The sequence below is a fragment of the Pelagihabitans pacificus genome, assembly GCF_009371985.2.
GTDB classification, from domain to species: Bacteria; Bacteroidota; Bacteroidia; order Flavobacteriales; family Flavobacteriaceae; genus Pelagihabitans; species Pelagihabitans pacificus.
In genome coordinates, this window is sequence record NZ_VIKU02000005.1 from 340,331 (window position 1) to 364,015 (window position 23,685).

The 23,685-nt window shown below is 44.4% G+C and carries 24 protein-coding genes and 1 tRNA gene; 5 read left to right on the forward strand and 20 right to left on the reverse strand.

The window, feature by feature from the left end:
- Positions 1–63: 63 nt before the first annotated feature.
- Both FK220_RS16935 and FK220_RS16940 read right to left on the reverse strand, forming a co-directional pair.
- On the reverse strand, positions 64–486 hold the full coding sequence (locus FK220_RS16935) for a BLUF domain-containing protein (RefSeq protein WP_152575526.1): 423 nt from the start codon (positions 484–486) through the stop codon (positions 64–66).
- Between the two features lie 14 nt (positions 487–500).
- Positions 501–1,529 carry a helix-turn-helix domain-containing protein gene (locus tag FK220_RS16940; protein WP_152575527.1) on the reverse strand — a complete coding sequence of 343 codons (1,029 nt, stop codon included), beginning with the start codon at positions 1,527–1,529 and terminating at the stop codon, positions 501–503.
- Between the two features lie 732 nt (positions 1,530–2,261).
- Between FK220_RS16940 and FK220_RS16945 the strand changes: the two genes are divergently transcribed.
- From FK220_RS16945 to FK220_RS16960, 4 genes are read left to right on the forward strand one after another with little or no spacing between them, the layout of a single operon-like run.
- On the forward strand, positions 2,262–2,942 hold the full coding sequence (locus FK220_RS16945; protein ID WP_152575528.1) for a DUF4331 family protein: 681 nt from the start codon (positions 2,262–2,264) through the stop codon (positions 2,940–2,942).
- Positions 2,943–2,965: 23 nt separating this feature from the next.
- Positions 2,966–3,727, forward strand: a complete 762-nt coding sequence (locus tag FK220_RS16950) for a DUF4331 family protein (RefSeq protein WP_394352433.1) — start codon at positions 2,966–2,968, stop codon at positions 3,725–3,727.
- A gap of 10 nt (positions 3,728–3,737) precedes the next feature.
- On the forward strand, positions 3,738–5,087 hold the full coding sequence (locus tag FK220_RS16955; protein ID WP_238719075.1) for a tetratricopeptide repeat protein: 1,350 nt from the start codon (positions 3,738–3,740) through the stop codon (positions 5,085–5,087).
- Positions 5,088–5,142: 55 nt separating this feature from the next.
- Complete coding sequence (locus tag FK220_RS16960; protein WP_152575529.1) at positions 5,143–7,368, forward strand: TonB-dependent receptor; 2,226 nt, start codon at positions 5,143–5,145, stop codon at positions 7,366–7,368.
- Between the two features lie 200 nt (positions 7,369–7,568).
- On the opposite strand, the gene FK220_RS16965 is transcribed toward FK220_RS16960, so the two are convergent.
- From FK220_RS16965 to FK220_RS17050, 18 genes are all read right to left on the reverse strand, one after another.
- On the reverse strand, positions 7,569–8,363 hold the full coding sequence (locus FK220_RS16965; RefSeq protein WP_152575530.1) for an anti-sigma factor: 795 nt from the start codon (positions 8,361–8,363) through the stop codon (positions 7,569–7,571).
- Position 8,364: 1 nt separating this feature from the next.
- The gene (locus FK220_RS16970; protein WP_152575531.1) at positions 8,365–8,898 is read right to left on the reverse strand and encodes an RNA polymerase sigma factor; all 534 of its coding nucleotides are present in this window, start codon (positions 8,896–8,898) and stop codon (positions 8,365–8,367) included.
- A gap of 105 nt (positions 8,899–9,003) precedes the next feature.
- A complete protein-coding gene (locus FK220_RS16975; RefSeq protein WP_152575532.1) occupies positions 9,004–10,605 on the reverse strand; it encodes an ATP-dependent DNA ligase in 1,602 nt (533 codons plus the stop codon).
- Positions 10,602–11,627, reverse strand: a complete 1,026-nt coding sequence (locus tag FK220_RS16980) for a ligase-associated DNA damage response exonuclease (protein ID WP_152575533.1) — start codon at positions 11,625–11,627, stop codon at positions 10,602–10,604. Before FK220_RS16980 ends, FK220_RS16975 begins: the two co-directional genes overlap by 4 nt.
- A 71-nt stretch (positions 11,628–11,698) precedes the next feature.
- Complete coding sequence (locus tag FK220_RS16985) at positions 11,699–12,130, reverse strand: hypothetical protein (RefSeq protein WP_238719076.1); 432 nt, start codon at positions 12,128–12,130, stop codon at positions 11,699–11,701.
- Between the two features lies 1 nt (position 12,131).
- The gene (locus FK220_RS16990; protein ID WP_152575534.1) at positions 12,132–13,637 is read right to left on the reverse strand and encodes a cryptochrome/photolyase family protein; all 1,506 of its coding nucleotides are present in this window, start codon (positions 13,635–13,637) and stop codon (positions 12,132–12,134) included.
- Positions 13,604–13,747 carry a DUF2256 domain-containing protein gene (locus FK220_RS16995; RefSeq protein ID WP_152575535.1) on the reverse strand — a complete coding sequence of 48 codons (144 nt, stop codon included), beginning with the start codon at positions 13,745–13,747 and terminating at the stop codon, positions 13,604–13,606. The genes FK220_RS16990 and FK220_RS16995 overlap by 34 nt, the downstream gene beginning before the upstream one ends.
- 179 nt (positions 13,748–13,926) lie before the next feature.
- A complete protein-coding gene (locus FK220_RS17000; RefSeq protein WP_152575536.1) occupies positions 13,927–14,574 on the reverse strand; it encodes a flavin reductase family protein in 648 nt (215 codons plus the stop codon).
- Positions 14,575–14,908: 334 nt separating this feature from the next.
- Positions 14,909–15,226, reverse strand: a complete 318-nt coding sequence (locus tag FK220_RS17005; protein ID WP_152575570.1) for a TIGR03643 family protein — start codon at positions 15,224–15,226, stop codon at positions 14,909–14,911.
- A 31-nt stretch (positions 15,227–15,257) separates the two neighbouring features.
- Complete coding sequence (locus FK220_RS17010) at positions 15,258–15,479, reverse strand: hypothetical protein (protein WP_152575537.1); 222 nt, start codon at positions 15,477–15,479, stop codon at positions 15,258–15,260.
- A gap of 38 nt (positions 15,480–15,517) precedes the next feature.
- Positions 15,518–15,685, reverse strand: coding sequence for a Lacal_2735 family protein (locus tag FK220_RS17015; protein WP_152575538.1), 168 nt, complete (start codon positions 15,683–15,685; stop codon positions 15,518–15,520).
- Between the two features lie 480 nt (positions 15,686–16,165).
- Positions 16,166–16,240: transfer RNA gene (locus FK220_RS17020), tRNA-Val, on the reverse strand.
- A gap of 59 nt (positions 16,241–16,299) precedes the next feature.
- The gene (locus FK220_RS17025) at positions 16,300–17,511 is read right to left on the reverse strand and encodes a bifunctional folylpolyglutamate synthase/dihydrofolate synthase (protein WP_152575539.1); all 1,212 of its coding nucleotides are present in this window, start codon (positions 17,509–17,511) and stop codon (positions 16,300–16,302) included.
- Positions 17,512–18,453, reverse strand: coding sequence for an energy transducer TonB (locus FK220_RS17030; RefSeq protein WP_152575540.1), 942 nt, complete (start codon positions 18,451–18,453; stop codon positions 17,512–17,514).
- Positions 18,453–18,839 (reverse strand): ExbD/TolR family protein, encoded by a 387-nt coding sequence (locus FK220_RS17035; RefSeq protein WP_152575541.1) that lies wholly within the window; start codon positions 18,837–18,839, stop codon positions 18,453–18,455. Before FK220_RS17035 ends, FK220_RS17030 begins: the two co-directional genes overlap by 1 nt.
- A gap of 8 nt (positions 18,840–18,847) precedes the next feature.
- Positions 18,848–19,540 carry a MotA/TolQ/ExbB proton channel family protein gene (locus FK220_RS17040; RefSeq protein ID WP_152575542.1) on the reverse strand — a complete coding sequence of 231 codons (693 nt, stop codon included), beginning with the start codon at positions 19,538–19,540 and terminating at the stop codon, positions 18,848–18,850.
- 50 nt (positions 19,541–19,590) lie between these two features.
- A complete protein-coding gene (gene nhaD / locus FK220_RS17045) occupies positions 19,591–20,928 on the reverse strand; it encodes a sodium:proton antiporter NhaD (RefSeq protein WP_152575543.1) in 1,338 nt (445 codons plus the stop codon).
- A gap of 13 nt (positions 20,929–20,941) precedes the next feature.
- Entirely contained in the window at positions 20,942–22,174 is a 1,233-nt protein-coding gene (locus FK220_RS17050) for a Glu/Leu/Phe/Val dehydrogenase dimerization domain-containing protein (RefSeq protein ID WP_152575544.1), read from the reverse strand.
- Between the two features lie 275 nt (positions 22,175–22,449).
- Here FK220_RS17050 and FK220_RS17055 point away from each other — a divergent pair, with 275 nt between their 5' ends.
- Positions 22,450–23,592 carry an acyl-CoA dehydrogenase gene (locus FK220_RS17055; RefSeq protein ID WP_152575545.1) on the forward strand — a complete coding sequence of 381 codons (1,143 nt, stop codon included), beginning with the start codon at positions 22,450–22,452 and terminating at the stop codon, positions 23,590–23,592.
- Positions 23,593–23,685 lie beyond the last annotated feature (93 nt).

Below are 23,685 nucleotides of genomic sequence, written 5' to 3' on the forward strand. Positions count from 1 at the left end.
GACTTTTTGGCGCATTGCCGATACGGTGCTTCCCCTAAACAGGATTTGAATAAATCCCGGCATTTATTCCTGAAGAAGGTCAAACGCCGTATCCTTGAAAACCCGAAACACTTCGTTTGAACCTTTGTCGGTATTCGCCGAATTGAAGTAGATTTCAAGCAACTGTCTTTTTTGGGTAATATCCTTATCGCTTCCTGAAAGGTCGTAAAAGGCCATCGACCAATCTTCCCATAATCGTCCATTACCGTCGTTTTCGAGGATGACTTTTACATCATGATGTCGATTATCCTCTTTGATCCGCCCGAATAGTTTTTCCACCTCTTCTTCGGCTCCTTCCAGTAATTGTAAAAAGACACCTTTGTAAAAAATGATACAACCGGTTATCCCGTGTTCCCTGTTGTAATTTTTCGCGCCCAATAGCATTTTGAAGATGGCTGTTGGACTAAAATCGGCGTGTGCCTCGGACTCGTAGATGATGGAATACATTACAATCGATTGGATTAAGCCACAATAGGTTTGACCCCACTTCTCACATAATCGGAGGGCCTGACGCCAAAGCGACGTTTGAAAATTTTTGAAAAGTAGCTACGGCTCGTGAACCCGATGGCATAGACCACCTCCGAAATATTCATCTCACCGTCTTCCATTAGTTTCGCAGCGAGGTCAACACGCTTTTGAGTAATATAGCTAGCAACATTATTGTTATACAGATACTTAAATCCCAACTGCAATTTTGCCGGACTCAGGCCCGAGATGGAGGACAGGCGTTCGACCTGTAAATTTTCGGTAATATTATCCATAATAAAGGCATGAAGCGCATGTATTTTATCGATTTCACTAGGTCGTATCGGAGAATTCACATGTTTCCCCTTGGTATCTGCCTGATACCTCTTTATTTGGGAAGCCAGCGTGTTTAAAATAGCTGCTTCAATAAAAAAAACATCCTCAACACTGTTCACGGTTTTATTGACCAACACCTTCACATACTCCGCCGTCCTAAAACAAATTCTTCCCAGGTATCGATGACCCTCTTTAAGCTCCAGGGCATTATTGAGATTCCCAATCCTTGCGCTCAGGAGGAAACGAATATCTTCCTCTGGGTGTCTTTCCAGCGAAGCGTTGAAAAGCAAATAGCTCATTTTTATCTCACTGGAGGAAGGAAAATGGAGCATATTCTTCTTGTTTTTCAATCTTCTGACAATCGAGTTTTGTCGAAATCCGATTTCCTCAAACGAATTGTTTCTTGAAAAACCTTGGGTTATAAAGCCTTCAAGACAAAAAATGAAGTCGATTACAGTGCCATTCGTATTACCGACTTCCAAAACTAAATCCTCGTTCAGCTTCAGATTGAAGACAAAAGCTTGAAGTTCGTCCGATACTTTATATGCTTTGATATACCCTTTTCCCATAGAACCGTTCAGATGAAAAGTACACAAACCGGTATCCTCTGTATGCTCACCGGAATACTTCCTAGCAATAGCGCCCAGGTCGGCTACAAAATCGTTTCCGTCAATTTGAATATGTTCCATAGTTTCAAACGGTTGTCAATTTTTAACTATCGATTATTTATAAAAGTTCCAATACCCTGTTAGGATACTACTTTAATCGACTACCCATCTAGACCCGTGAAAAAAAGTTGCGATATACCAATTTTCTGCGATCAAATATATCGGGGCACTAATGGATTTCCATGGTCGATCAAAGTAACGGCAATCAGGAAAAAACGGCTATCGATTTTGGGTAAAAGGTTAACGTTATCGTGCCGACCCTTGAAAATTGGATGCTCTTAGTTTTTAAAAGGACTACGAAATCGCTTAAAACTTCACCAACCGATCGAGCCAATGAAAACGGCGTACGTAAGATAAATATCGGAGTACATAAACCACTGCCAGGGGGTTGATAGCGATAGCCGGATTACCTTGAGCAAGCTTCGTCCCTGGTGCACTGTCACAAAATCCAAAAACCAAGTGCCTCCCCACTTTCTTTCTCAGTGATGATCTACACCAAGTTCATCTTTAGATCAAAATGAAAAGCGATACTTGAGAAGTTCGGCTTTCTTGGTACCGATGGGAAGATTCGAAGAGTATCCCGCTGTCAGGTAGCTCCTAATCTGAGGAAGCCCACGATTGTTTACAGCGCCCGAGGCAGGGAAAAATCATGCCAGCATCATAGTTTTTAACATATTTTTAACACCCAAAGGCAAACCCTAGAATTTCATCTTCGTACGTAAGGGCAAATTATTAATCCTAAAAAACTAAAAGATGAAAAAAACAAAACTGTTTTCAGGCCTTGGCGTACTGGCTTTGATCGGAGGCATTTTAGTAGCCGCCGACCATATCGATGCGCCTTCGTCTTCGGGCACTACCGCCGACATCGCAGATTTCTATGGTTTTGAACCAAGCGAAGGTTCGGACCATACCGTATTCGTTGTCGATTTACAATCAAACGTGTTGCCAGATTTGGCTTACGGCACCTTTGATGAAAGTATTTTGACCGAAATCAACATCGACACCAATAACGATCTTGTAGAAGATTTGGTCATCCAGGCCATCCCAAGAAACGGAAGGATGTACTTTTTTGGTTTGCAACCTCCGTCACAAACCGGATTGAGCGGTACCATATTGGTCGATGCTCCCTTGGGATCTGTAGAGATTTCTCAAGCTACCGCCATTACCGAGACAACTTCCGACGGCATACAGCTATTTGCAGGGCCTCGTCAAGATGCTTTCTATTTTGACTTTTTCCAGTTTAACGCCGTCATTGGGGGAATGGCACCCGGCGGATTTAAAACTGCCGATGAAGCAGAAGATACTTTCAACGGAGCGAACACTATGTCCATTGTAGTAGAAGTACCGAATAGCCTTTTGGGGAGTACTTCGGGAACAAACGCCCTAGGTCTTACCGTTTACAAAGCATGGGTTACTACCAACAAAAAACAATAACGAATCTTTTTAAAATAGTTCAAATGAAACGACGTATTCTATATTTCTGTTTAACAGTGGGAGCAATTACAACCTTTGCGGCCTGCAGTAACGACGACGAACCGATGCCCGTAGTAATGGCAACCTGTAGCGATGGTATCATGAATGGTAATGAAACCGGTGTAGATTGTGGCGGCAGCTGCACCCCATGTGAGAATGGCATGGGAATGGAGCCCGATTTTTCAGGCACCTACACCCAGGTTGATTTTATGGGTCGCCCCGGTATCAATACGGTGCTGAGCGCGGACGATGCCACCAAAGATGCCCATAATAACGCCATCCCTTCTGAAATGGCCGCCATGTTTCAAGCTAGTTTTGAAGCGAGACTGGAAGCCTATCACGATGTATATGCGGAATTATTGGGACTGGACCCAATGGATGTGAATTACGAGAATAATATTCTTGGGCTCGATGCAGCGACGCTTACCGGCTATTTGGCGGCAGATGTACTGGAAATTGCCCCGGATTTGCCCACTACGTATTTTGATCCCGGTACGGATGCGGATATGGACGGCAGTATCCTGGTACCCGATGGGGATGAAGTAGCGCTGACCGGAAGAACACTACAGGACGATATCATCGATGTCTCCTTGATTTTATTGTTCGGAGGCGAGACCGGAGATCGTTTTAGCGGACAAGACACCGATATGGACGGAACCCCCGACTTGCCGAGATTAACTTCCGACGGGGTGAGCCTTACGGCAACGCCGACCGATACCTTCCCCTATTTAGGTGCTCCCGAATAAATCAATCACTATGAAAAAGAGTGTTTCGAGGGAGGCGGTTACGCCTCCCTTCAGAAACATTGGAACCCGAAAATTGTATAAAATGAAATATATCAGCCTTTTTTTCCTAATCGCCGGTTTTATGTCATGCAGCCATCCCAAGCAAGATGGCATCACAAATTCAGAGGATTACGACCGCTATCTCGTTGCCTCTGCAGTCGATACTACCTCGAAATACTTCGAATTGTGGAATTCAAAAATTAAGTCGGACAGCATCCAATTAGTAAGCTTTGGAATCGTAGCCGGTGAATACGGCCGCTATTTTCAGAAGACAGGGGATATCCGTTTTTTAAAAAAAGCGGAACAGGCCTTGAAAAAAGCAACCGATATCGCCGCGATTGGACGGGCAGGTTATTACAGGGCCTTGGCAAGGAACTACATTTCGCAACATCGCTTCAAAGAGGCCTTGGAAGTAGGCAAAAAGGCATATGCAGTCGGAAATGGTTTGGACCAAACCAAAGCGTTGTTATTCGATATCCATATGGAGCTTGGAAATTATGAAACCGCTCGCGCCTATTTGGATAGTATTGGAGATTTCAAGGGTTTTGATTTTTTGATCCGTCTGGCAAAATGGAAAGACCACAAAGGAGACTTATCCCATACCATTCGGTTAATGGAAGATGCTACCACTAAGGCGGAACTTTCAAAAAACAAGGACTTAATGCTTTGGTCCTATACCAATATTGCCGACTACTACGGACATGCCGGCAACATTCGGGCATCGTACGAATACTATCTTAAATCACTGCAGCTCGACCCTGGAAATGCCTATGCAAAAAAGGGAATCGCATGGATCGTATACTCGCATGAAAAAAATCCGGTTGAAGCACTTCGCATCCTAAATTCGGTCACAGAGAGTAATAAAAGTCCTGATTACCATCTACTCAAAGCGGAAATTGCCGATTACATGGGGGATACCGCTTTGTATCGATTGGAGCTGGAACAGTACACAAAAGAAGTTGCCCATCCCTTTTATGGGCAAATGTACAACGTATACACTATCGACTTTCATCTGAACGAATCGAAGCAGTACAAAAAGGCCCTTCACCTTGCGCAACAAGAAGTTGACAATAGGCCTACCCCTGAAAGTTACAGTCTGTTGGCATATGCTTACTTCAAAAAAGGGGAGCCAGAACGAGCCGTTGCGCTGATGAAGGAACATGTCGAAGGAAAAACCTTCGAACCTACCGTCTTGCTACGTTCGGCCGAAATATACAAGGCTACGGGCAATACTATTAAAGCTGAATCGCTGAAAGAGATGCTCATGGAAACCAGTTATGAGTTGGGGCCGAGCACGAGCGATAAGATCGCTTCGCTTTAAGCAATTCCGTCTACTCTTCACTTAAAAATAATGCTAATCATTGATATCATCTAGTATGCGCTTTTTCGTATCGCTTTGCCTGCTCTTCTCGTTGGTAAGAATTACTGCCCAAGACATGAACGGACAATTGGTAGATTCCATGGGAATTCCCGTGGAAGGGGCCTACATTTTCAATCATCGCTCACAGGCCCATGCCCACAGTGATGAAAACGGATTCTTCAAAATTTCACAGACCATCCCTGGGGACACCTTAAGGATGGGAGCACTTGGTTTTAAAAAAATAGTAGTTCAAATTACCGAACAGCAAACTACCAAGAGAGTTACGTGGGTTTTTGACGAAGCTGCTTTTGAGCTTAACGAAGTAGTCATACGACCCACTATCGATGCCTTAAAAGTAATGACCGAAATCGATTTACAAACACAACCCGTACGTTCCTCTCAAGAAATATTACAGAAGGTCCCTGGTCTCATTATTGGTCAGCATGCCGGCGGTGGCAAAGCGGAACAACTGTTCTTGCGTGGATTCGATATCGACCACGGAACCGACATCGCCATTTCGGTTGATGGGCTTCCCGTAAACCTGGTATCCCATGCCCATGGCCAAGGGTATGCCGACCTGCACTTTGTAATCCCTGAGACCATAAAGAACATCGATTTTGGAAAAGGCCCCTATAACCCGGACAAGGGGAATTTTGCTACTGCTGGCTACGTTGGTTTTAAGACCAAGGACGTTCTGGGCCAAAACACCTTACAATTAGAATATGGGGACTTTGGTTTTAATCGCACCTTAGGCCTTTTTAATTTTGTAAACACCAAAAGCAACAAGGCGTATATGGCCACCGAACTGGTTCGGTTCGATGGGCCGTACGTGAGTCCACAGAATTTCTCCAGATGGAACCTCTTTGGAAAATATACCGCCCGTTTAGTGGACGATAGTAGCCTATCGGCAACGCTTTCCCATTTTACAAGTACTTGGGATGCCTCGGGACAAATACCCCAACGTGCCGTGGACAACGGAACCATATCCCGTTTTGGGGCTATCGATGATACGGAAGGTGGCCAGACATCGAGAAGCAACCTCAACCTAAGCTACCATAAATTGTTGGGAGAACAAACGCTTTTGAAGGCCAATACCTATTTTAGCCAATACAATTTCGAATTGTTTTCGAACTTTACATTTTTTCTGGAAGATGCGGAGAATGGTGACCAAATCAAACAACGTGAAACCCGCAATCTATTCGGAATGAACGTTGGTATCGACAAAAAAATCAGTAGGGAACAAAAAGATATCGGATTGCAATCAGGAGTAGGCTTCAGGACCGACGCCATCGACAACAACGAGCTTTCCCGTACTATAAATCGCCGGACAACGCTCGAAAACATACAATTGGGCGATGTAAGTGAAACAAACCTGTTTGGCTATTTGAATTTGGAGTTTCCCCTCGGAAACCTCCTTTTAGCACCCGGGTTCCGAGTCGACCATTTTTCTTTTGGTTATGTTAATACGCTCAGTACCACTTATGACAACCAGACTGTGGACAAAATCCTTTTCTCACCCAAATTGAATATCATATATCATGCCGATAAGGATGTTCAATTCTTTCTTAAATCGGGTATGGGTTTCCATTCGAACGATTCGCGGGTATCCGTAGCCAGAAGTGGGGAAACCATTCTTCCAAGAGCCTATGGCGTTGATGTCGGAACCCTATTTCGACCACATTCCAAATTACTGATAAACACCGCCATTTGGTACTTGCTTTCCGAACAAGAGTTTGTGTACGTCGGGGATGCAGGCATCGTGGAACCCAGTGGAAAATCCCGACGTTACGGACTCGACTTTGGTCTACGTTATCAACTTACCGACTGGCTTTTCATGAACACCGATCTCACCTATACCAAAGCAAGGGCTATCGAAGAGCCCCAAGGAAACGACTTTATTCCCCTTGCTCCCGATTTTACGTTTGTAGGTGGATTCAACCTGACCAACTTGGGGAAATTTTCGGGCGGATTGCGCTATCGGTATCTTGATGATCGCCCTGCCAATGAGGATAATTCCATTATAGCGGAAGGCTATCTCGTGTTCGACGCGAATCTAAACTACCAGTGGAGCAAAAACTTTTCAATCGGCGTCTCCATCGAGAATCTTTTTGATACCGAATGGAACGAGACACAATTTGCGACCACCTCGAGGCTTCAAAACGAGCCAACTCCCATAAATGAGATCCATTTTACCCCGGGGACACCATTTTTCGTAAAAACGAATCTGCGCTATACTTTTTGAAAGATCACAAAAGGTATTTATGAGGTATAGACCGCAAACAGCCTCTACTTTCAAACCATACCCTGGGAAAAGCATAAAGGCATCTGGAATCTTATCGAAAAAACCACCTGTGCCAAGAAGCGATTCGTACTCTAACCAATGAATAAAATCCTACCCTGATCAGGTTACATCAAATATTTGTCGTGCTTAGGGATAGATTTCTAACCTGAAACGGTTCCAAGGGTATATAGTTGTTCAAGATTGGGAGATGCACTGCCACCGGCCGGTTCCAAGGTAATTCCAAAGGCCTCGGATGAATTATTATTTGCCAATTCAAATATGCGATTTTCATCGGCAGTGAAATCTTCCAGCAATCCCACACTGGTCGGTGTAAGCGGGTTTAAGGTGAGCGACCACACTTGATACACCATTCCCTCCGGAGGATCTGGCAGACCTTGCGCATCTACCAACAATTTTTGCTGTTCCTTGTTCCAATATATTTTGGCATAGGAGCTAGGTGCTACTTCCTGCCCTCCCAAAGGCACTACTTCTACGTTGCGATCACGTAGGTTTTCCAAAAGAGCTTTTGATCGCGCAAGGGAATTCCGGGCCTCCTCAATTTGTTTTTCCAAATAGAGACTCTGCTCTTTGAACAATTTAATTTCCGATGTAAGCGCTTCATTTTGCATATAAAGGTAAGCCAACCCAACAGTAAGTAGCAAGGAGGCCGCCCAACCAACATACCAAAATGCATTGACCCGCTTCTTTTTCAACGGAACCACCTCGGAGCTCTCATCGATTTCAATTTTCTGTTTAAAAACATCAAAGCTCAGAGGCACCTTTGGAGACACCGCCTTTGACAAAGCCAGTATAGACGCCTCAATTTCCTCGATTTCAGTTTGGATTTCGGGATACGTTTTGGCATATTCGGCAACTTTCAGGTTTTCCTCCTCTGAAAGTTGACCGGCCACATAAAGCTCCAAGATACCTGACGCTATGTATTCCTTTATATCCATATTACTTTTTCAAACTTTCCCTCAGCTGGGAAATACAACTCCTGTTCCTAGTTTTTACCGTCCCCAAAGGGATTTCCAATTCTTCCGCGACTTCCTTTTGAGTGTATCCCTTAAAATAGAGTAAGTCAATAATCTCGACACACCGCTGTTTCAATCGGTTTATCAAGGCCCGTATTCCTGCAACGTCGGTCGTGGCCTCATCGGCATTACCTACCTGTTCAAGGATACCTACGAAGGAGTCGGCGGAAAGGTTCTTTTTTTGATTTTTGTAGGATTTTGAACGCATTTCATCGATGGCCGCATTTCTCGCAATGTTCAGGATCCATGTAAAAAAACGTCCCTTGGCACTATTATAACTGGCAGCGTTATGCCAAACCTTTACGAATACATCTTGACATAGTTCTTGTGCCAAGGCCTCGTCACGAACAATCGTATTGATGACACCACAGATATTTTCAGCATACATACCATAGAGCATTTCAAACGCGGAGGCGTCTTTTTGCTGAAAACGGGTGATCAATACTTCTAACTGCATGATAAATAGCTGGGACGAATTGCGTAGGACAAGGAGCCCTTTCAAAAATAGGTTTTAATGTCCAATAAATCCCTACCCAATTTCAAATATCGATGCCTGGTTCGTTTATGGAATCATCTGTTTCAGATCATCCAAGGAGTTGGCTTCCTCGATTTTTTTATCCTTCCGCCATCGTAGAATCCTTGGAAAACGGGTAGCGACCCCACTTTTGTGGCGTTTGGAGAGCGCAATTCCCTCAAAGGCGATTTCGAATACCAATTCCGGCGTAACACTCCGTACCGGACCAAAACGCTCCAAAGTATTCGCTTTGATAAATTTATCGACTTCCCGGAATTCGGCGTCCGTTAACCCGGAATAGGCCTTTGCAAAAGTCACCAATTCCCGCTCGCCCGTTTCATTTTCGTCCCATAGCGCAAAGGTATAATCGGTGAAGAGGTTGCTGCGTCGGCCATGGCCCCGCATGGCATAGGTTAGTACGGCATCAATAGTTAGCGGATCGACCTTCCACTTCCACCAATCCCCCTTTTTTCTTCCCACTAGGTATGGGGAATCTTTACGTTTGAGCATCAAACCTTCGCTTCGGACCTCCCTAGATCGTTCGCGTTCCTTGGCCACGGATTCCCAATGGTCAAATACCAGGGTTTCCGATAATTGCATCACAGGTGCATGTGCGTTTGTCTTCTTGAACAGCTTTTCGAGGATGGCCCTTCGTTCCTTAAAAGGTTTCGAACGGATATCGTTACCCTCCCATTCCAAAACATCATAGGCCTTTAAGATTACCGGAGTCTTTGCCAACAAGGCCTTGGATACGTTTTTTCGCCCGATTCTTGTTTGTAGGTCATTGAAAGTGCCGATTTTTCCATCCGGAAAGGGCAGTATTTCCCCATCCAATACGGTACCGTTCGGAACAACCCCTACCAACTTCTCAAACTCGGGGTATTTGTCGGTCACCAACTCCTCCCCCCTGCTCCACACAAACAGCTCGTTTTGTCGTATGATGACTTGGGAACGAATCCCGTCCCATTTATGTTCGGCATACCATTCCGACACGGCACCCAAGTCCTCCACCGTTCCCTCGATAGCATAGGCCAGGTAAAAAGGATAGGGTTTTGAAATATAATCGGCCGCATTTTCCTGCAATATCAGCTCCTCAAAAGTGGTCTTCATAGGGCTCCAATCTCCCATGAGCTTATAGGCCAAAATATCCTCATCGATGCCTGTGGACTTTGATAAGGCACGGGTCATCAGTTTTTGACTGACCCCGATACGGAATCCGCCTGTCATCAGCTTGTTAAACACAAAACGTTCGTAGTAATCGAGACTGCGCCAGTTCTTGTGCAAATAATCCTTTTTTTCTACCTCGTCCTTCGCTTTCAACTGAATCATTTCTTCCAGGAATTCGGAGAGCGATTTCTCCGTCGATTGCTTTCCATCGGGAATGATAAGGGCAATTGTCTCCGCCAAGTCCCCGACGATATGGTACGATTCCTCAAACAGCCAAAGGGGAATCTCCGCTAGCTCCGTGGCCCACTCCCGTAAAAGGGTGGTATTTACAGGCCGGGGCGGACGCCGATGCGAAAGAATGGCGATAGTCCATAACTTGTCCTGATCGTTGACCGTATCAAAATAATCGGCCAAGGCGGCGACCTTGGTGTTGGTCTTGTTGGTGCTATCCAACGTTTTTATAAGCGCGGCAAAATGCTTCATGTGTTCGCTTCCTTTTCCTTGGCTGTTTCCATTTCTGCCAGTTCCCCTTCGAACTGGGTCTTCTCGGTGCGGGCATCATACCCCAACTCCCTGAGATAACGGGAAAAGATATCGGTATATCCATGGGTGGAAATAATCTTTTCCGCTCCGGTCGCCTGGATACTTTGCAGCAAGCCATCCCAGTCGCAATGGTCGGAAAGTACAAATCCTTTATCAATGGCCCGACGCCTTCTTGCCCCCCGGAAAGTCATCCAGCCACTCGCGGAAGCAGTTACATAGGGAACCATTTTACGAATCCAAGTACTCCCGTGGGCAGAAGGAGGTGCCAAAATCAGCGCTCCCCTGAAATCCTCTTTTTTGGTATCCCTCGTTACTAAGGTGGTCTCGGGAAAATCAGCTATCGAACGTATTACATTGGTCATGTTCTCAATGGCGCCATGGGTAAGGATTCGCCCGATGGATGGATCTAGGTGCTTAAGAAGCCGCTGCGCTTTGCCCAAGGAATAACCAAATAGGATGGAACAGCGACCCTCCGATCTGTTCTCGGCCCACCAATCGTTGATATGGCCCATTACTTCCTCTTGGCGTGTCCATTTAAAAGCCGGAAGGCCAAAAGTACATTCCGTTATGAACGTGTGGCACTTTATGGGCTGGTAGGGCACGGCCAGTCCGTCATCCTCGGTTTTATAATCCCCTGTAAAGACCCAAACTTCCCCTTGATACTCGACCCGTACCTGGGAAGATCCGATGATATGGCCCGCTGGATGTAGCGAAAAAGTAACCCCGTTGACCTGAAAAGTTTCGCCCCACTCCTTCCCTGTCACCTTGATATCTCCCAAACGATGTTTAATAATCGGGATGTTGGTGTGATGGGTAATATACCTTTTATGTCCCCAGCGGGAGTGATCGGCATGGCCATGGGTTATAATCGCCTTATCAACCGGTTTCCAAGGGTCAAGGTATACGTCGGCCTGGGCACAGTAAATACCTTTGGCGTTAAAAAGAAGTAGCGGCTGCCGCATGGGTAGAATGATTTTAATTGTACTTCAAGTTACTGTTTACTTTCTATTTTCACCTAGACGATTGTTTGCCGTCACGAATAAAAAACCGCCGTTGCATCTATAATCAAGATGGTACTCCATAAAAAAGTTCTCAACCAATTTTGCCGGACCAGTTTACGAAGTAGTCCGTCTTTTAAGTCTCCTTTTGCAATAGCATGGTGCATCGGGACAAATTGGGCAAAGGTGGAAATCCATACTGCAATAACCAAACCCATAAGCGTTGCGGTAACAACGTCGAACACCTCAACTATCTGAAAAATTACCAGAAAAAGCTGCCCGAACATCAGCGGAACAACAATTATGGAAATAGCTTTGGTATAGCGCTCGTGCCATCGCATCAGGTCCGATTTCTTATAATACCGAAAACTGGGATATACGACCAGTTGTACCATCCATATCAGGATTACCAATCCGAAATCGAACAGGAGTCGCACCATATCAAAATGTTCTACAAGTCTCGACATATCAGGAATCCAAACTTTCCAAGTAGCCCTCTGCGATTTTCAAGTGGGACTGTCTCTTCTCATTTGACATTCTATCCAGACTTCCGACCAACATGCTTAAACGAGGGTTTCCCGAGAAAAAATCCCGATGGGTGTGCATAAAGCGCCAAAAAAGTCCGTCCCACACTTCTTGCCAATCACCCTTTTTGTAATCGCTCATCTTCATCAAATAGTTACTTCCGCTGATATAAGGCTTGGTAGACATGAGTCCACCATCGGCATACTGGCTCATGCCGTAAACATTAGGAACCATTACCCAATCGTAGGCATCTATAAAAAGTTCCATAAACCATCGGTAAACGGCATCGGGATCAAATTCACAGAGCACCATGAAATTTCCCAGTACCATTAAGCGTTCAATGTGGTGGCAATAACCCGTTTTAAGCACTTTTTTAATGGTCTGGTCGATTGGATAGATACCGGTTGTACCATCATAGAAAGATTTGGGTATTTGTCGGGTAAAGCCCCAAAAATGTTTCAATCGTTCGTCTCGTCCGCGGGAGATATATACCCCACGGATAAATTCGCGCCAACCGATAATCTGACGGATAAAACCTTCAATTGAATTAATTGGCACCTCGTTCTCCTCGGCAAACGAAAGACTCTTTGATACAATCTCATCCGGAGTAATCAGCCCCACATTCAGCATGGGTGTTAGTACGCTGTGATTCAAAATGGTTTCTTCGGCGACAATGGCATCTTCATATGCGCCGAATTCCATAAAGCGGTTTTCTAAAAACTGTTGAAACCATTCCTCGGTAGTTTGATAGTCGGTCGGATATAAAAGTTGCTCCGACAAGTTGCCATAATGTTGGGAGCAATTGGTTTCGACATAAGACCTTGCTTCCTTATAATATGTATTTACGTCGGGATATTGAATGGGGGGCGGTGTTTTCCTTGCAGGATATTTTTTTCGGTTTTCGGTATCGTAAGTCCATTTTCCCCCTGCTGGATTACCCTTTTCATCGACCAGAATGTTTCTTTTTACCCGTTCGTCTTTATAAAAACTAGTTTGGAAATATTTCTTTTTGTCTGTTTTGAAAAAACCCTTGAGGTCTTCCCATGTATTCAACCACATGGGTGAATCATGACGCTCACTCTGTATTCCCAACTTTTTACAGGCTTCTTCGACCCGGCGTTCAAGCCAGTAGTCGGTAACATCCACATAGTGAAGTTCGGTACAACCCTGTTCTTTTAAAAAGGGAATCAACTTCCGGACATCCGAGATGGCTTTCCCCGTTTCCACGTAATGTACAACCCTGCCGTGGTCTTTTAGAAAACCCTCGAAAAACTTCATGGTCGCTCGATGGTATGCTATCTTTTGTTTATGAAAGGGGTACTGTTTAAAAAATAGAAATTCCTCGACCAAATAGATCGGGTGTTCATTCTCAAGAAGCGGATGTTCCTTAAAGAGTTGATGCGGAAAGATGATATTTATCTTATTACCGATTTCTTGTTTCTTCGACATTTTTCGCTACAGTATTTTACTTGATCCCATTCCTTTGCCCATTTTTTACGCCATGCAAAGGGTCTCCCGCATACCGGACATATTTTTTGAGGCAGGTGTTGTTTTTTCATGATTCGATAAGGATCAATTTTAAATGTTCCTCAATGTCGTAAACTAGAACTTTTCAAATGACAGCATAACTGTAAAGCGCAAAAATTTACCGTTAAAGGGTTTAAATCCGAAACCAAATGGCCTTCCCATCTACGGCTAGCCAACAAGGTCAACCATTACTTCGAACCTACTGTGGACCTTATTCGGTTTGATTTTTCTCAAAATTGGGTACTTCCGATACCCTTGCGTATGGAAATCGTCGTAGTTTTTTTAGACTGTAATAGGTATTAAGTCCAGAAATACCCACAGTATCGATGGCTGCTAAATCGACATCGTCTTCCTCTCCAAAAACTTCTGGAGGCAAAACCAAATGTTGGATTTCACCAATAATCAACCAAGTATCGTTCAACTCAATTGGAATCGCCTCCTTAAAATACATTCCCATCTTTAAATGGCTTTCCTTTACAAAGGGCGCCTCAAAACCATCTATGTATTCCTCGGTGAGGCCACATTCCCGAAATTCCGAGACTTCCGCCTTAAATTTGGCCGAAGTATAATGGGCCTGTTCGATGATTCCGTTGTGGATGTGGTTAATGGTATATTGACCATTTTGAAGCAGATTTTCATAGGTATGTCGGGGAACTTCCCCGGTTGGACGTAAAATAAAGCCTTGTAAGGGTGGATTACTACCCAAATGAAATACGGAATTAAAAACGCCCAGGTTAGTGACTCCTGAACTAGATACCGTTCCGATCAAATTAGCGGGTTTCACTCCTGAAACAGCATTGATAATTTTAAGTCGCTGGATCGAATCTAATTGTTCTATGGCTACTTTAGTGTAGTGCATTCCCTTTTTTCTTTTGTCTTTCAACCCATTCTGACACTTGTTCCAAATTTTGAAAAGCGAAGAAAAATAGCTACGAATGTCGAACCTCCAGCCAAGGGGTGCCTCGATGCCCCTGTTATGCTCTTTGTTGGAATATTGGTCATGAAAAACCGTGGGAGTCGAACACTCTTTAATAATTCAAAGAACGCTACATAGAAAGAAAAGTAGATCAAATAGCGTTCGATACATCCTTGTTCGACCCGATAACCAAAAGGATGGATAAGGGATGTCCGTTGAAGTATCTCGACACAGCGCGTGGGGAACAGGGGAACTTTTTGCTCAATCAGCACCGGCATTATCGCTTACTTATTTTATTACCACTGATCGATCGTTGTCTTGTACATTTAAAGCGGTCGATTCCAGGATTTCGTTTTTTAAGATGTTTATGGCTTACACCCGAGTTCACCCTTTTCCTCCAAAGTTTGAAACTACTGGATTTTAGTTGGGATCTCATTAACCTGATGACCTCTTTCTCGGGCAAACCAAATTGGTATTCGATGGCCTCGAAAGGTGTACGATCTTCCCATGCCATCTCAATAATACGATCTATTTGTGGCTCGGTTAATTTGTTGTCGTACTGGGTAGCGAGCACTTTTGGTTGAACATTGGCCATTTCAGTATTTACAATGCCCGTTTTTCCCATACTATACGTTCAAGTTGCCTTTCAACCTTTTATCGATTTTTTGCTTGATTACGGTCAATCGTTTCATAATGTCCATAATCGCGCTATCTTTTTTCTCCTTGTATATTTCGTTGAGTTCCAAAATCAAAGCTTTGGCTTCCCGTGAGGCGGAAACCCGGTCGCTTGTACTCATACCAGATTTTTTTCTAGATTCGAACTCTTGAACCCTTTCCATTAAATCCATTCTGTTACTTTAAAATATTTAATATCCCAAGTATATGATTATTTCTCAAGCTTTACAATTTGTTTCATAATTTCCTCCGCTTCGAAGACCTTGTCATCACTTAATTTTCGATTGGAAGTGGATAGCTGATGCGCTTGTTGCATTAGTTTTTTGTACTTGTCCTGAAGTACCTCCATCTCTGATTTCTTTTTGAACAATCCAAACATAGCTATCCAGTATTATTTGTTATGATTTTAACTGTTCCAAAGGTATAAAACGTTTAATCATATTTAAAATTAATTAAACAAAATAACAATACTTTAACTCGCGAGATATGTTGCTATTTCAAATTCTTTTGTACGAGTGGTTTCGAAGGCTTTTCGGTCCCTTATAGTGGGTAACAAGTAATTGGTAGGTACTGGATTGCAGTAGATAGGTAAGATTGTATATCCTTGGTTGACACCGCTCCTGCAAATAGGATTCCAAAGCCTATCGGCTTACGTGAATTTTTTATCGAATACCCATATGGATTACTGGGCCCGAGCATACGAGGGATTGCATATCCCGCGTTGCGTCCGCTCCTGCAAATAGGATTCCGAAGCCTATCGGCTTCAGGAATTTTTTGTTTCGTACAGCTTTAAATTTCCAATTCCAATTTTCCGAAACAAAAAATTCCGATGAAAAATTCATCGGAATCCTGCTTGATGTGGGCAATGAGGGATTCGAACCCCCGACCCCCTCGGTGTAAACGAGGTGCTCTAAACCAACTGAGCTAATTGCCCGTAAAGGTGTGCAAATATAGAACGTTTTTAGGAACGCCAAAAGAAAAAAGAACAAAAAATCAAAGCGCTTCCGCGACGGTGAAATTACTGCCGCCGACAAAGATAAAGTCGTTTTTTGAGGCATTTTTCCTGGCTGCCTTCAAGGCTTCCATTACCGATGTATAGGTTGTTCCTTTTAAACCAAACTTGGCAGCCTTTTCCTTTAGGAAACTTCCATCCAAACCCCTGGGGATATTAGGTCTGGAAAAATAATAGACGGCATCTTTGGGGAACAACGGTAGAATAGTTTCCAAATTCTTATCCTTCACAAAACCGAGAACAAGATGCAACATATCATATTCCTGTTTGCTTATTTGTGCGAGTACCAATTGCAGCCCCTCTGTATTGTGTGCAGTATCGCAAACAATTTTTGGATGACGGCCCAAAACCTGCCATCTTCCCATTAGACCAGTATTTTCCACTATTTTTTGAAGTCCGGCAATGACGTCCACCTCCCGAATCTCGAAGCCCTTAAGTTCTTTTAAGGTAGCTACTACCCCTTTGACGTTCTTGGCTTGATAGTTTCCCAACAGGGATGTCTTGTAGGGTTTTTGGTCAATTCTATCGGCAAATATCAATTTTGAATTTTTTTCCAAGGCAATATTTTCAAAGACCTCGGCAATCTCTTCCTGGTATTCGCTTACGATGACCGGGATTCCGTTTTTGATAATCCCTCCTTTTTCATACGCGATTTTATCCAACGTATCGCCCAGCGTATCGGTGTGGTCGAATCCAATATTTGTGATCAACGACACCTCAGGGCTTATGATGTTCGTGGAATCCAGTCGACCTCCAAGTCCGACTTCAATAACGGCAATATCGACCTTCCTTTTTGCAAAATAGTCAAAGGCCATACCTACGGTCATCTCAAAGAACGACAGTTGATTCCTTTCGAAAAAAGCCCTGTGCTCAGTAATGAAATCGACAACGAATTGCTTGCTAAGTGGTTTTCCGTTGATACGAATACGTTCCCGAAAATCTTTGAGATGGGGCGAGGTATACAGACCCACTTTATAACTTGCTTCCTGAAGGATCGAAGCCAACATATGACTACTGGAACCTTTGCCATTGGTACCAGCGACGTGAATACTTTTAAATTTTTTATCAGGATTGTTAAGATGACTCGCCAATCTTTGGATGTTATCCAACTTATGGTTCAATGCGGCTTTCCCTTTTTGTTGGTACATCGGGAGTTGCGCGAACATCCACTCAAGCGTTTGTCCGTAGGTCACTTATTCCCCCAATTTGAAGTTGACGACCACAAAACCTACTTGTTGGCTCGGTGCCTTTGAATCAAGGTTCCATTTGTGCAGGAAAGCGGTCTTTTTGGCGGGTTCCAACAGGCAGGCGGCATTATTTGTGGTTCCTTTCACCCCAGGGGTAGCGCTGACCACTTTACCGTTTCTGTCAACCACTATTTTGACAACTACACGCCCTTCTTCGTTACATTCCTGTTGTACCTTTCCTTTGCTTACCAGCGAACGTCCATTGAGCCCATATCCACCGGTTCCGCTTCCAGAACCGGGACTTCCGTAATAGCTGGTCGCATAAGGATCCCCATCAGGTTGTCCCTTATCGCCTGAGCGCGTGTCATCCCCTTCAGAACCCGAGGCGGTACCGTCCGATTTGTTGAGGCCGCCCATCAACTCGTCAAGCTTTTTCTTTTTCGCTTCCTGTTCGCGTCGGGCCCTTTCCTCGGCATCCCTTTTTTGTTGCGCTATCCTCGCAGCCTCCGCTTTTTTTCTTTTTTCGGCTTCCTCTGCCTTTCTCTTGGCTACTTCTGCCGCCTCGTCCGCTTTGCGTTTCGCCTCCCTGGCCTGTTTGATTTTGATGGCTTCCGGGTCTTCTTTGGTAAGCACCTTTTCGGCAGGGGCCTCCTTGCTTACTTCTTCGGGAACCTCTTCCTTCACTTCCTCGACCACTTCTTCTACGGCCTGTTCTTGTTTTGTTGGCTCTACGGGCGGTGTTTCCATTGGTTCGGAGCGAACTCTTTGCTTGGGCTGAACTTGACCACTGCCAAAATCAGTAGTTCCGAAATTTACGGAAATTCCATTCTCAATAGGGGGGTCCAAGTAGTTGAGGCCTATATAGAACATAATAAGCAACAACACACTCAGAAGTAGCGTGGTGAGTGTAAAGGATTGTTTTTTGTGTCTCGTGTTCAGGAACGACATTAGTTCGGTCGCACGGCCAGGATGACTTTGTAATTATTCCGGTTGGCGATGTCCATAACGTTTACCGCCTCTTTGATGGCAACGCTTTCTTCCGCCCTAAGAATAATAGTCGGTTTTTCTTGACCTTTTAGTGCCTTTTTTAATTCAATTTCAATGTATTCTCCGTTGATTCGCTCGTTGTTGACAAAATACTGTAAGTTCTTGTCTATACTTACCGATACGTTTTGTGTATTGGTTGATTTACCCCGAGCCTTGGGCAACAACAAATCCAAGGCGTTGGGGGAGTTAGCGGTTAGCATAAAGAAGATCAGTAGCAAGAAAACGATGTCCGTCATCGATGACATGCTAAAATCCGGGCTTACCTTATTTCTTCCTTTCAATTTCATACGGGCCTCTATAAAGGTTCGTTCAATAGATCTAAGAATTCCACTGCATTGGCCTCCATTTTGTGAACGACCTTATCCGTTCTGTTTACCAAATGGTTGTATCCCATATACGCTATAATTCCAACGATCAGTCCCGCTACGGTAGTGGTCATTGCGGTATAGATGCCGGAGGCCAGTGACCCCATTTCCGCCTGTCCGCCACTAGTGGCCATTTGGTGGAATGCCAAAATCATACCAATTACCGTTCCAAGGAAACCGATCATAGGTGCGGCACCAGCTACAGTGGCCAAAATACTGACATTCTTTTCCAACTTATAGACTTCCAAAGTCCCGGCATTTTCGATGGCCGTATTGATATCGTCCAACGGTTTCCCGATTCGTGACACTCCTTTCTCGGTCAATCGGGCAACCGGGGAATCGGTTTGGGCGCACAACATTTTGGCAGCGTCCAACTTTCCGTTTGACACATAATCGCGGATCTGGTTCATAAAATTCTTATCAATTTTGGAAGCGGCTTTGATAGCGAGGATTCTTTCAAAATAGATGTAAAGGGCCACTCCCAACATGACAAATAGTACCGAGATAATCACAATGCTTCCGGTACCACCGTTAAAAATCAAATCAATGACCGATAACGTTTTTTCTTCAGAGACCAATTCCCCCATTTCCGGGTCTTGGGCCAAGTCTTGAAACAATAACATATATATTCTCTTCTTAAGGTTGCCTTAATAACGGTATTTTGTCGATTAAATTATACGTGCAATACAAAATCTCTCATCAAAATAAATGCGCCCGCACCAGCTACAAAACCGATTAATGCCAACCAGCTTATTTTTTTGAGATACCAAAAGAAATCGATTTTCTCCATTCCCATGGCCACCACACCCGCTGCGGAACCAATGATCAACATACTACCACCCGTCCCGGCCGAATACGCGATGAAATGCCATAACGGGTCGTCCATCGCCTGGGCGAACATTCCCATACTGGCAGCTACCAAAGGCACGTTGTCGATTACGGCCGACCCCACACCGAATAGCATCACCACGATATCGGTATTCGGTATGGCCGTGTTCAAACTTTCGGCATAATTAAAGAGTAATCCTAAAGATTCTAAAGCGGCAACCGCAAGCAAAATTCCTAAGAAGAATAAGATACTAGGTAGCTCAATTTTTGAAAGGGAGTGGTGTACAGGACTATGATGCCCAACCGTGTCATGGCCCTCTCCCTCGATCGTGGATATACTAAACTTGGAACTACTGTAAATTTCGGCAAAAGTAGCCACTACAGCCAATGATAACATCATCCCAACATAGGGCGGTAAATGGGTTACCGTTTTAAAGAAGGGAACGAAAACGATCGCTCCCAATCCCAAGTATAACATCAACCCGCCGTACTTGGATTTTGGTGCTTCCATCTCGTCGATTTCACTTTCGATAAAACCGCTAAATGCCTTGTAACGGCTAGCCACCAAAACGGGTATCACCATGCAGACAATCGACGGCAACAATACGTGTTCTATCAATTGAAGGGCCGAAACCTTATTGGCTATCCACAACATCGTGGTGGTCACGTCACCAATGGGAGACCACGCACCCCCTGCGTTCGCTGCAATTATGATCATCCCTGCGAACCAGAGCCGGGTTGTACGATCCTTTATTACTTTTTGCAAAATCGTAATCAACACGATGGTTGCGGTTAGATTGTCGATTATCGCCGATAATATAAACGCTAAAATCGAAAACAACCACAAGAGCTTCCGTTTACTCCTAGTTCGTATAAAGCCCTTAATGGTGGCAAAACCATCAAAGTAATCAATGATTTCCACGATGGTCATAGCACCCAACAGAAAGACCAGAATCTCCGCGGTTTTGCCCAGATGATGGAGCAGAATCTCGTCGATATGGGTAGGTTCTAGCTCGCGAAGCTCGGCATTCACCTCGAATACGTCCATATGTGCAAGCGCGATTATCGCCCATAAAATTGCCATCATGGCCAATGCAGGAATGAGTTTATCGATTTTTAAAGTGTGCTCCAGGGTAATGGCCAGATAGCCTGCCAAAAAGACAATGATAATGATGGTCTCCATATTCGGTCGGTTTTTATATTAGCTGTTTCAGTGCGATCTCAAATCCGGTTTCGCAGATATTCGTTTTTGTTGGATTTTGCTTAAAGATATTCAAAATTGCTTTTCTAATGGTATCGGAGGTATCTTTAAATATCAATTCATCATCCATCCCAACTCTTTTCTCCATAAAATAGGCAAACACCCTTGCCATTCCACAGTTACTCACAAAATCGGGCAGTAGGCTTACCCGTCCATCGGTATATTCCATTATGGGGCCAAAAAATATTTCCTTATCGGCAAAAGGCACATTGGCCCCTGAGGAAATAACCTCCAGTCCAGTATCGATCATCTTGGTAATCTGTTCCTTGGTCACAAGTCGGGATGCGGCACAAGGCATGAAAATTTCGGTGGGCAAGGTCCATATTTGCTCATTGATTTCCTCAAACGGAATCATGGTATCCGCATCGGCCATAAGACTGTTGCCTTTTTTATTCAAAAAGAAATGTTGGATTTCTTCAAAGGAAAAACCCTCTTCCTTTACAACACCACCGGCCCGGTCTAGAATCCCCACAACCTTCGCGCCCATTTGGGCCAAATAGTAGGCGGCGGCAGAACCCACATTTCCAAAACCTTGGATAACCGCCCGTTTTCCCATGACATTACCCCCGTAAATATCATAATAATGGCGTACGGCTTCCGCGACTCCGAAACCCGTAATCATATCCGCCACCGTATATTTTCTGGAAATATCGGGAGAGTACTTATGATCTTCCAGAGGTTTGATGACTCCCAATCTCAACTGCCCTATACGATTGATCTTATCGGCCTCCGTCGGTTTAAAATGACCATTGAAAACCCCTTCCTGCGGATGCCATACCCCCGCATCCTCGGTAATCGGGATTACCTCATGGGTCTCATCAACGTTCAAATCGCCTCCCGTACCATAATAGCTTTTCAACAAAGGAGCGACCGCATTGTACCAACGTTCCAACACCCCTCTTTTGCGGGGGTCGTGCGGATTAAAATTGATACCCGACTTTGCTCCGCCGATAGGAGGACCCGATACCGTAAATTTTACTTCCATCGTTTTTGCGAGGGAAAGCACTTCGTTCATATCGAGTCCTTCCCGCATACGCGTGCCTCCGCCCGCGGCACCCCCGCGTAGGGAGTTGATGACCGTCCATCCTTCGGCTTCCGTCTCAGGGTCTTTCCAATTAAAAACGATTTCAGGTTGTTTCTCTTCGTATGCCTTGAGTAATTCTTTCATGGTAATTGATTGTTAAAATTATGTGATCTTGTTTTGCGTTCTGCTTCGGTTTGAAACTCTGTTTGTCATCCCCCATGAGGGGCTACTGCTGATCCATAATTTTGTCTTTTAACCAATTAAAAAAACGAAGTGAACAAATATAAAAATTTGAAGTGGGATTAAAAGCTTTGCCATCCTTTTCATAGGAATAATGCCCTGCTAAAACTGTAATCGGTTTGCCTAATTTTTTATTACATAACCGTATATTTGCACGAAGCCAAAATAAAATTTTTTATATGGATTTTTTACTGTCGGAAGAACACCAAATGATTCAACAAGCCGCGAGGGATTTCGCCCAAAATGAATTACTGCCCGGGGTAATCGAAAGGGATGAAGCACAAAAATTTCCCGCAGAGCAGATTAAAAAGTTAGGGGAATTGGGTTTTATGGGAATGATGGTCGACCCAAAATACAACGGCAGTGGAATGGATACGCTTTCCTACGTTATCGCTATGGAGGAACTATCCAAAATAGACGCTTCGGCCTCCGTAGTTGTTTCGGTAAACAATTCTTTGGTATGTTACGGACTGGAGGCGTATGGGACAGACGAACAAAAACAAAAATACCTGACCCGCTTGGCCTCCGGGGAAATCATCGGTGCGTTTTGCTTATCGGAACCGGAAGCGGGGAGCGACGCCACTTCACAGAAAACCACTGCCATCGATAAGGGGAATCATTATGTATTAAACGGTACGAAAAACTGGATTACCAACGGCAATTCCGCCGAAGTTTATCTGGTCATCGCCCAAACCGATAGGGAAAAAGGTCATAAAGGTATCAACGCCCTTATCGTTGAAAAAGGCATGTCAGGGTTTGAGATCGGACCCAAGGAAAACAAACTAGGGATCCGCGGCAGCGACACCCACTCCCTGATATTCAACGATGTAAAGGTACCCAAGGAAAACAGAATAGGGGAAGATGGTTTCGGATTCAAGTTTGCGATGAAAACCCTTTCCGGCGGACGTATCGGTATTGCAGCCCAAGCACTCGGTATTGCGGCCGGTGCGTATGAATTGGCCCTTAAATATTCCAAAGAACGAAAGGCTTTTGGAACCGAAATAAGCAACCATCAGGCAATTGCCTTTAAGTTGGCCGACATGCATACCCAAATCGAGGCCGCCCGCCATATGGTATACAAGGCCGCTTGGGACAAGGATAATGGGGTCAATTACGACCTTTCAAGTGCCATGGCCAAACTATACGCTTCACAAGTAGCCATGGACACGACGGTGGAAGCCGTCCAGATTCATGGGGGCAACGGTTTCGTAAAGGATTATCACGTAGAACGCCTCATGCGCGATGCCAAAATCACCCAGATTTATGAGGGTACTTCGGAGATTCAAAAAATAGTCATCTCCCGCGGTATTTTAAGGGACTGAAGCTTTTCAAAATTCAAAATGAGTGCTTGTGGTGCTGTGGCGTCAAACTGCCATCACGTTACTGCTTTTTTTGGACATCGCCTAATTGCGTTA

Coding starts and splice junctions, on each gene's coding strand:
- FK220_RS16940 (WP_152575527.1), bottom strand. CDS start 1,529: ATGGAACATATTCAAATTGACGGAAACGATTTTGTAGCCGACCTGGGC.
- FK220_RS16975 (WP_152575532.1), bottom strand. CDS start 10,605: ATGAAGCATTTTGCCGCGCTTATAAAAACGTTGGATAGCACCAACAAG.
- nhaD (WP_152575543.1), bottom strand. CDS start 20,928: ATGGAGACCATCATTATCATTGTCTTTTTGGCAGGCTATCTGGCCATT.
- FK220_RS16950 (WP_394352433.1), top strand. CDS start 2,966: ATGAAACGACGTATTCTATATTTCTGTTTAACAGTGGGAGCAATTACA.
- FK220_RS17035 (WP_152575541.1), bottom strand. CDS start 18,839: ATGAAATTGAAAGGAAGAAATAAGGTAAGCCCGGATTTTAGCATGTCA.
- FK220_RS16960 (WP_152575529.1), top strand. CDS start 5,143: ATGCGCTTTTTCGTATCGCTTTGCCTGCTCTTCTCGTTGGTAAGAATT.
- FK220_RS16995 (WP_152575535.1), bottom strand. CDS start 13,747: ATGAAAAAACAACACCTGCCTCAAAAAATATGTCCGGTATGCGGGAGA.
- FK220_RS16965 (WP_152575530.1), bottom strand. CDS start 8,363: ATGGATATAAAGGAATACATAGCGTCAGGTATCTTGGAGCTTTATGTG.
- FK220_RS17000 (WP_152575536.1), bottom strand. CDS start 14,574: ATGCACTACACTAAAGTAGCCATAGAACAATTAGATTCGATCCAGCGA.
- FK220_RS17015 (WP_152575538.1), bottom strand. CDS start 15,685: ATGTTTGGATTGTTCAAAAAGAAATCAGAGATGGAGGTACTTCAGGAC.
- FK220_RS16935 (WP_152575526.1), bottom strand. CDS start 486: ATGTATTCCATCATCTACGAGTCCGAGGCACACGCCGATTTTAGTCCA.
- FK220_RS16970 (WP_152575531.1), bottom strand. CDS start 8,898: ATGCAGTTAGAAGTATTGATCACCCGTTTTCAGCAAAAAGACGCCTCC.
- FK220_RS17005 (WP_152575570.1), bottom strand. CDS start 15,226: ATGGCCAATGTTCAACCAAAAGTGCTCGCTACCCAGTACGACAACAAA.
- FK220_RS16985 (WP_238719076.1), bottom strand. CDS start 12,130: ATGTCGAGACTTGTAGAACATTTTGATATGGTGCGACTCCTGTTCGAT.
- FK220_RS16945 (WP_152575528.1), top strand. CDS start 2,262: ATGAAAAAAACAAAACTGTTTTCAGGCCTTGGCGTACTGGCTTTGATC.
- FK220_RS16980 (WP_152575533.1), bottom strand. CDS start 11,627: ATGCGGCAGCCGCTACTTCTTTTTAACGCCAAAGGTATTTACTGTGCC.
- FK220_RS17030 (WP_152575540.1), bottom strand. CDS start 18,453: ATGTCGTTCCTGAACACGAGACACAAAAAACAATCCTTTACACTCACC.
- FK220_RS16955 (WP_238719075.1), top strand. CDS start 3,738: ATGAAAAAGAGTGTTTCGAGGGAGGCGGTTACGCCTCCCTTCAGAAAC.
- FK220_RS17050 (WP_152575544.1), bottom strand. CDS start 22,174: ATGAAAGAATTACTCAAGGCATACGAAGAGAAACAACCTGAAATCGTT.
- FK220_RS16990 (WP_152575534.1), bottom strand. CDS start 13,637: ATGTCGAAGAAACAAGAAATCGGTAATAAGATAAATATCATCTTTCCG.
- FK220_RS17055 (WP_152575545.1), top strand. CDS start 22,450: ATGGATTTTTTACTGTCGGAAGAACACCAAATGATTCAACAAGCCGCG.
- FK220_RS17010 (WP_152575537.1), bottom strand. CDS start 15,479: ATGGATTTAATGGAAAGGGTTCAAGAGTTCGAATCTAGAAAAAAATCT.
- FK220_RS17040 (WP_152575542.1), bottom strand. CDS start 19,540: ATGTTATTGTTTCAAGACTTGGCCCAAGACCCGGAAATGGGGGAATTG.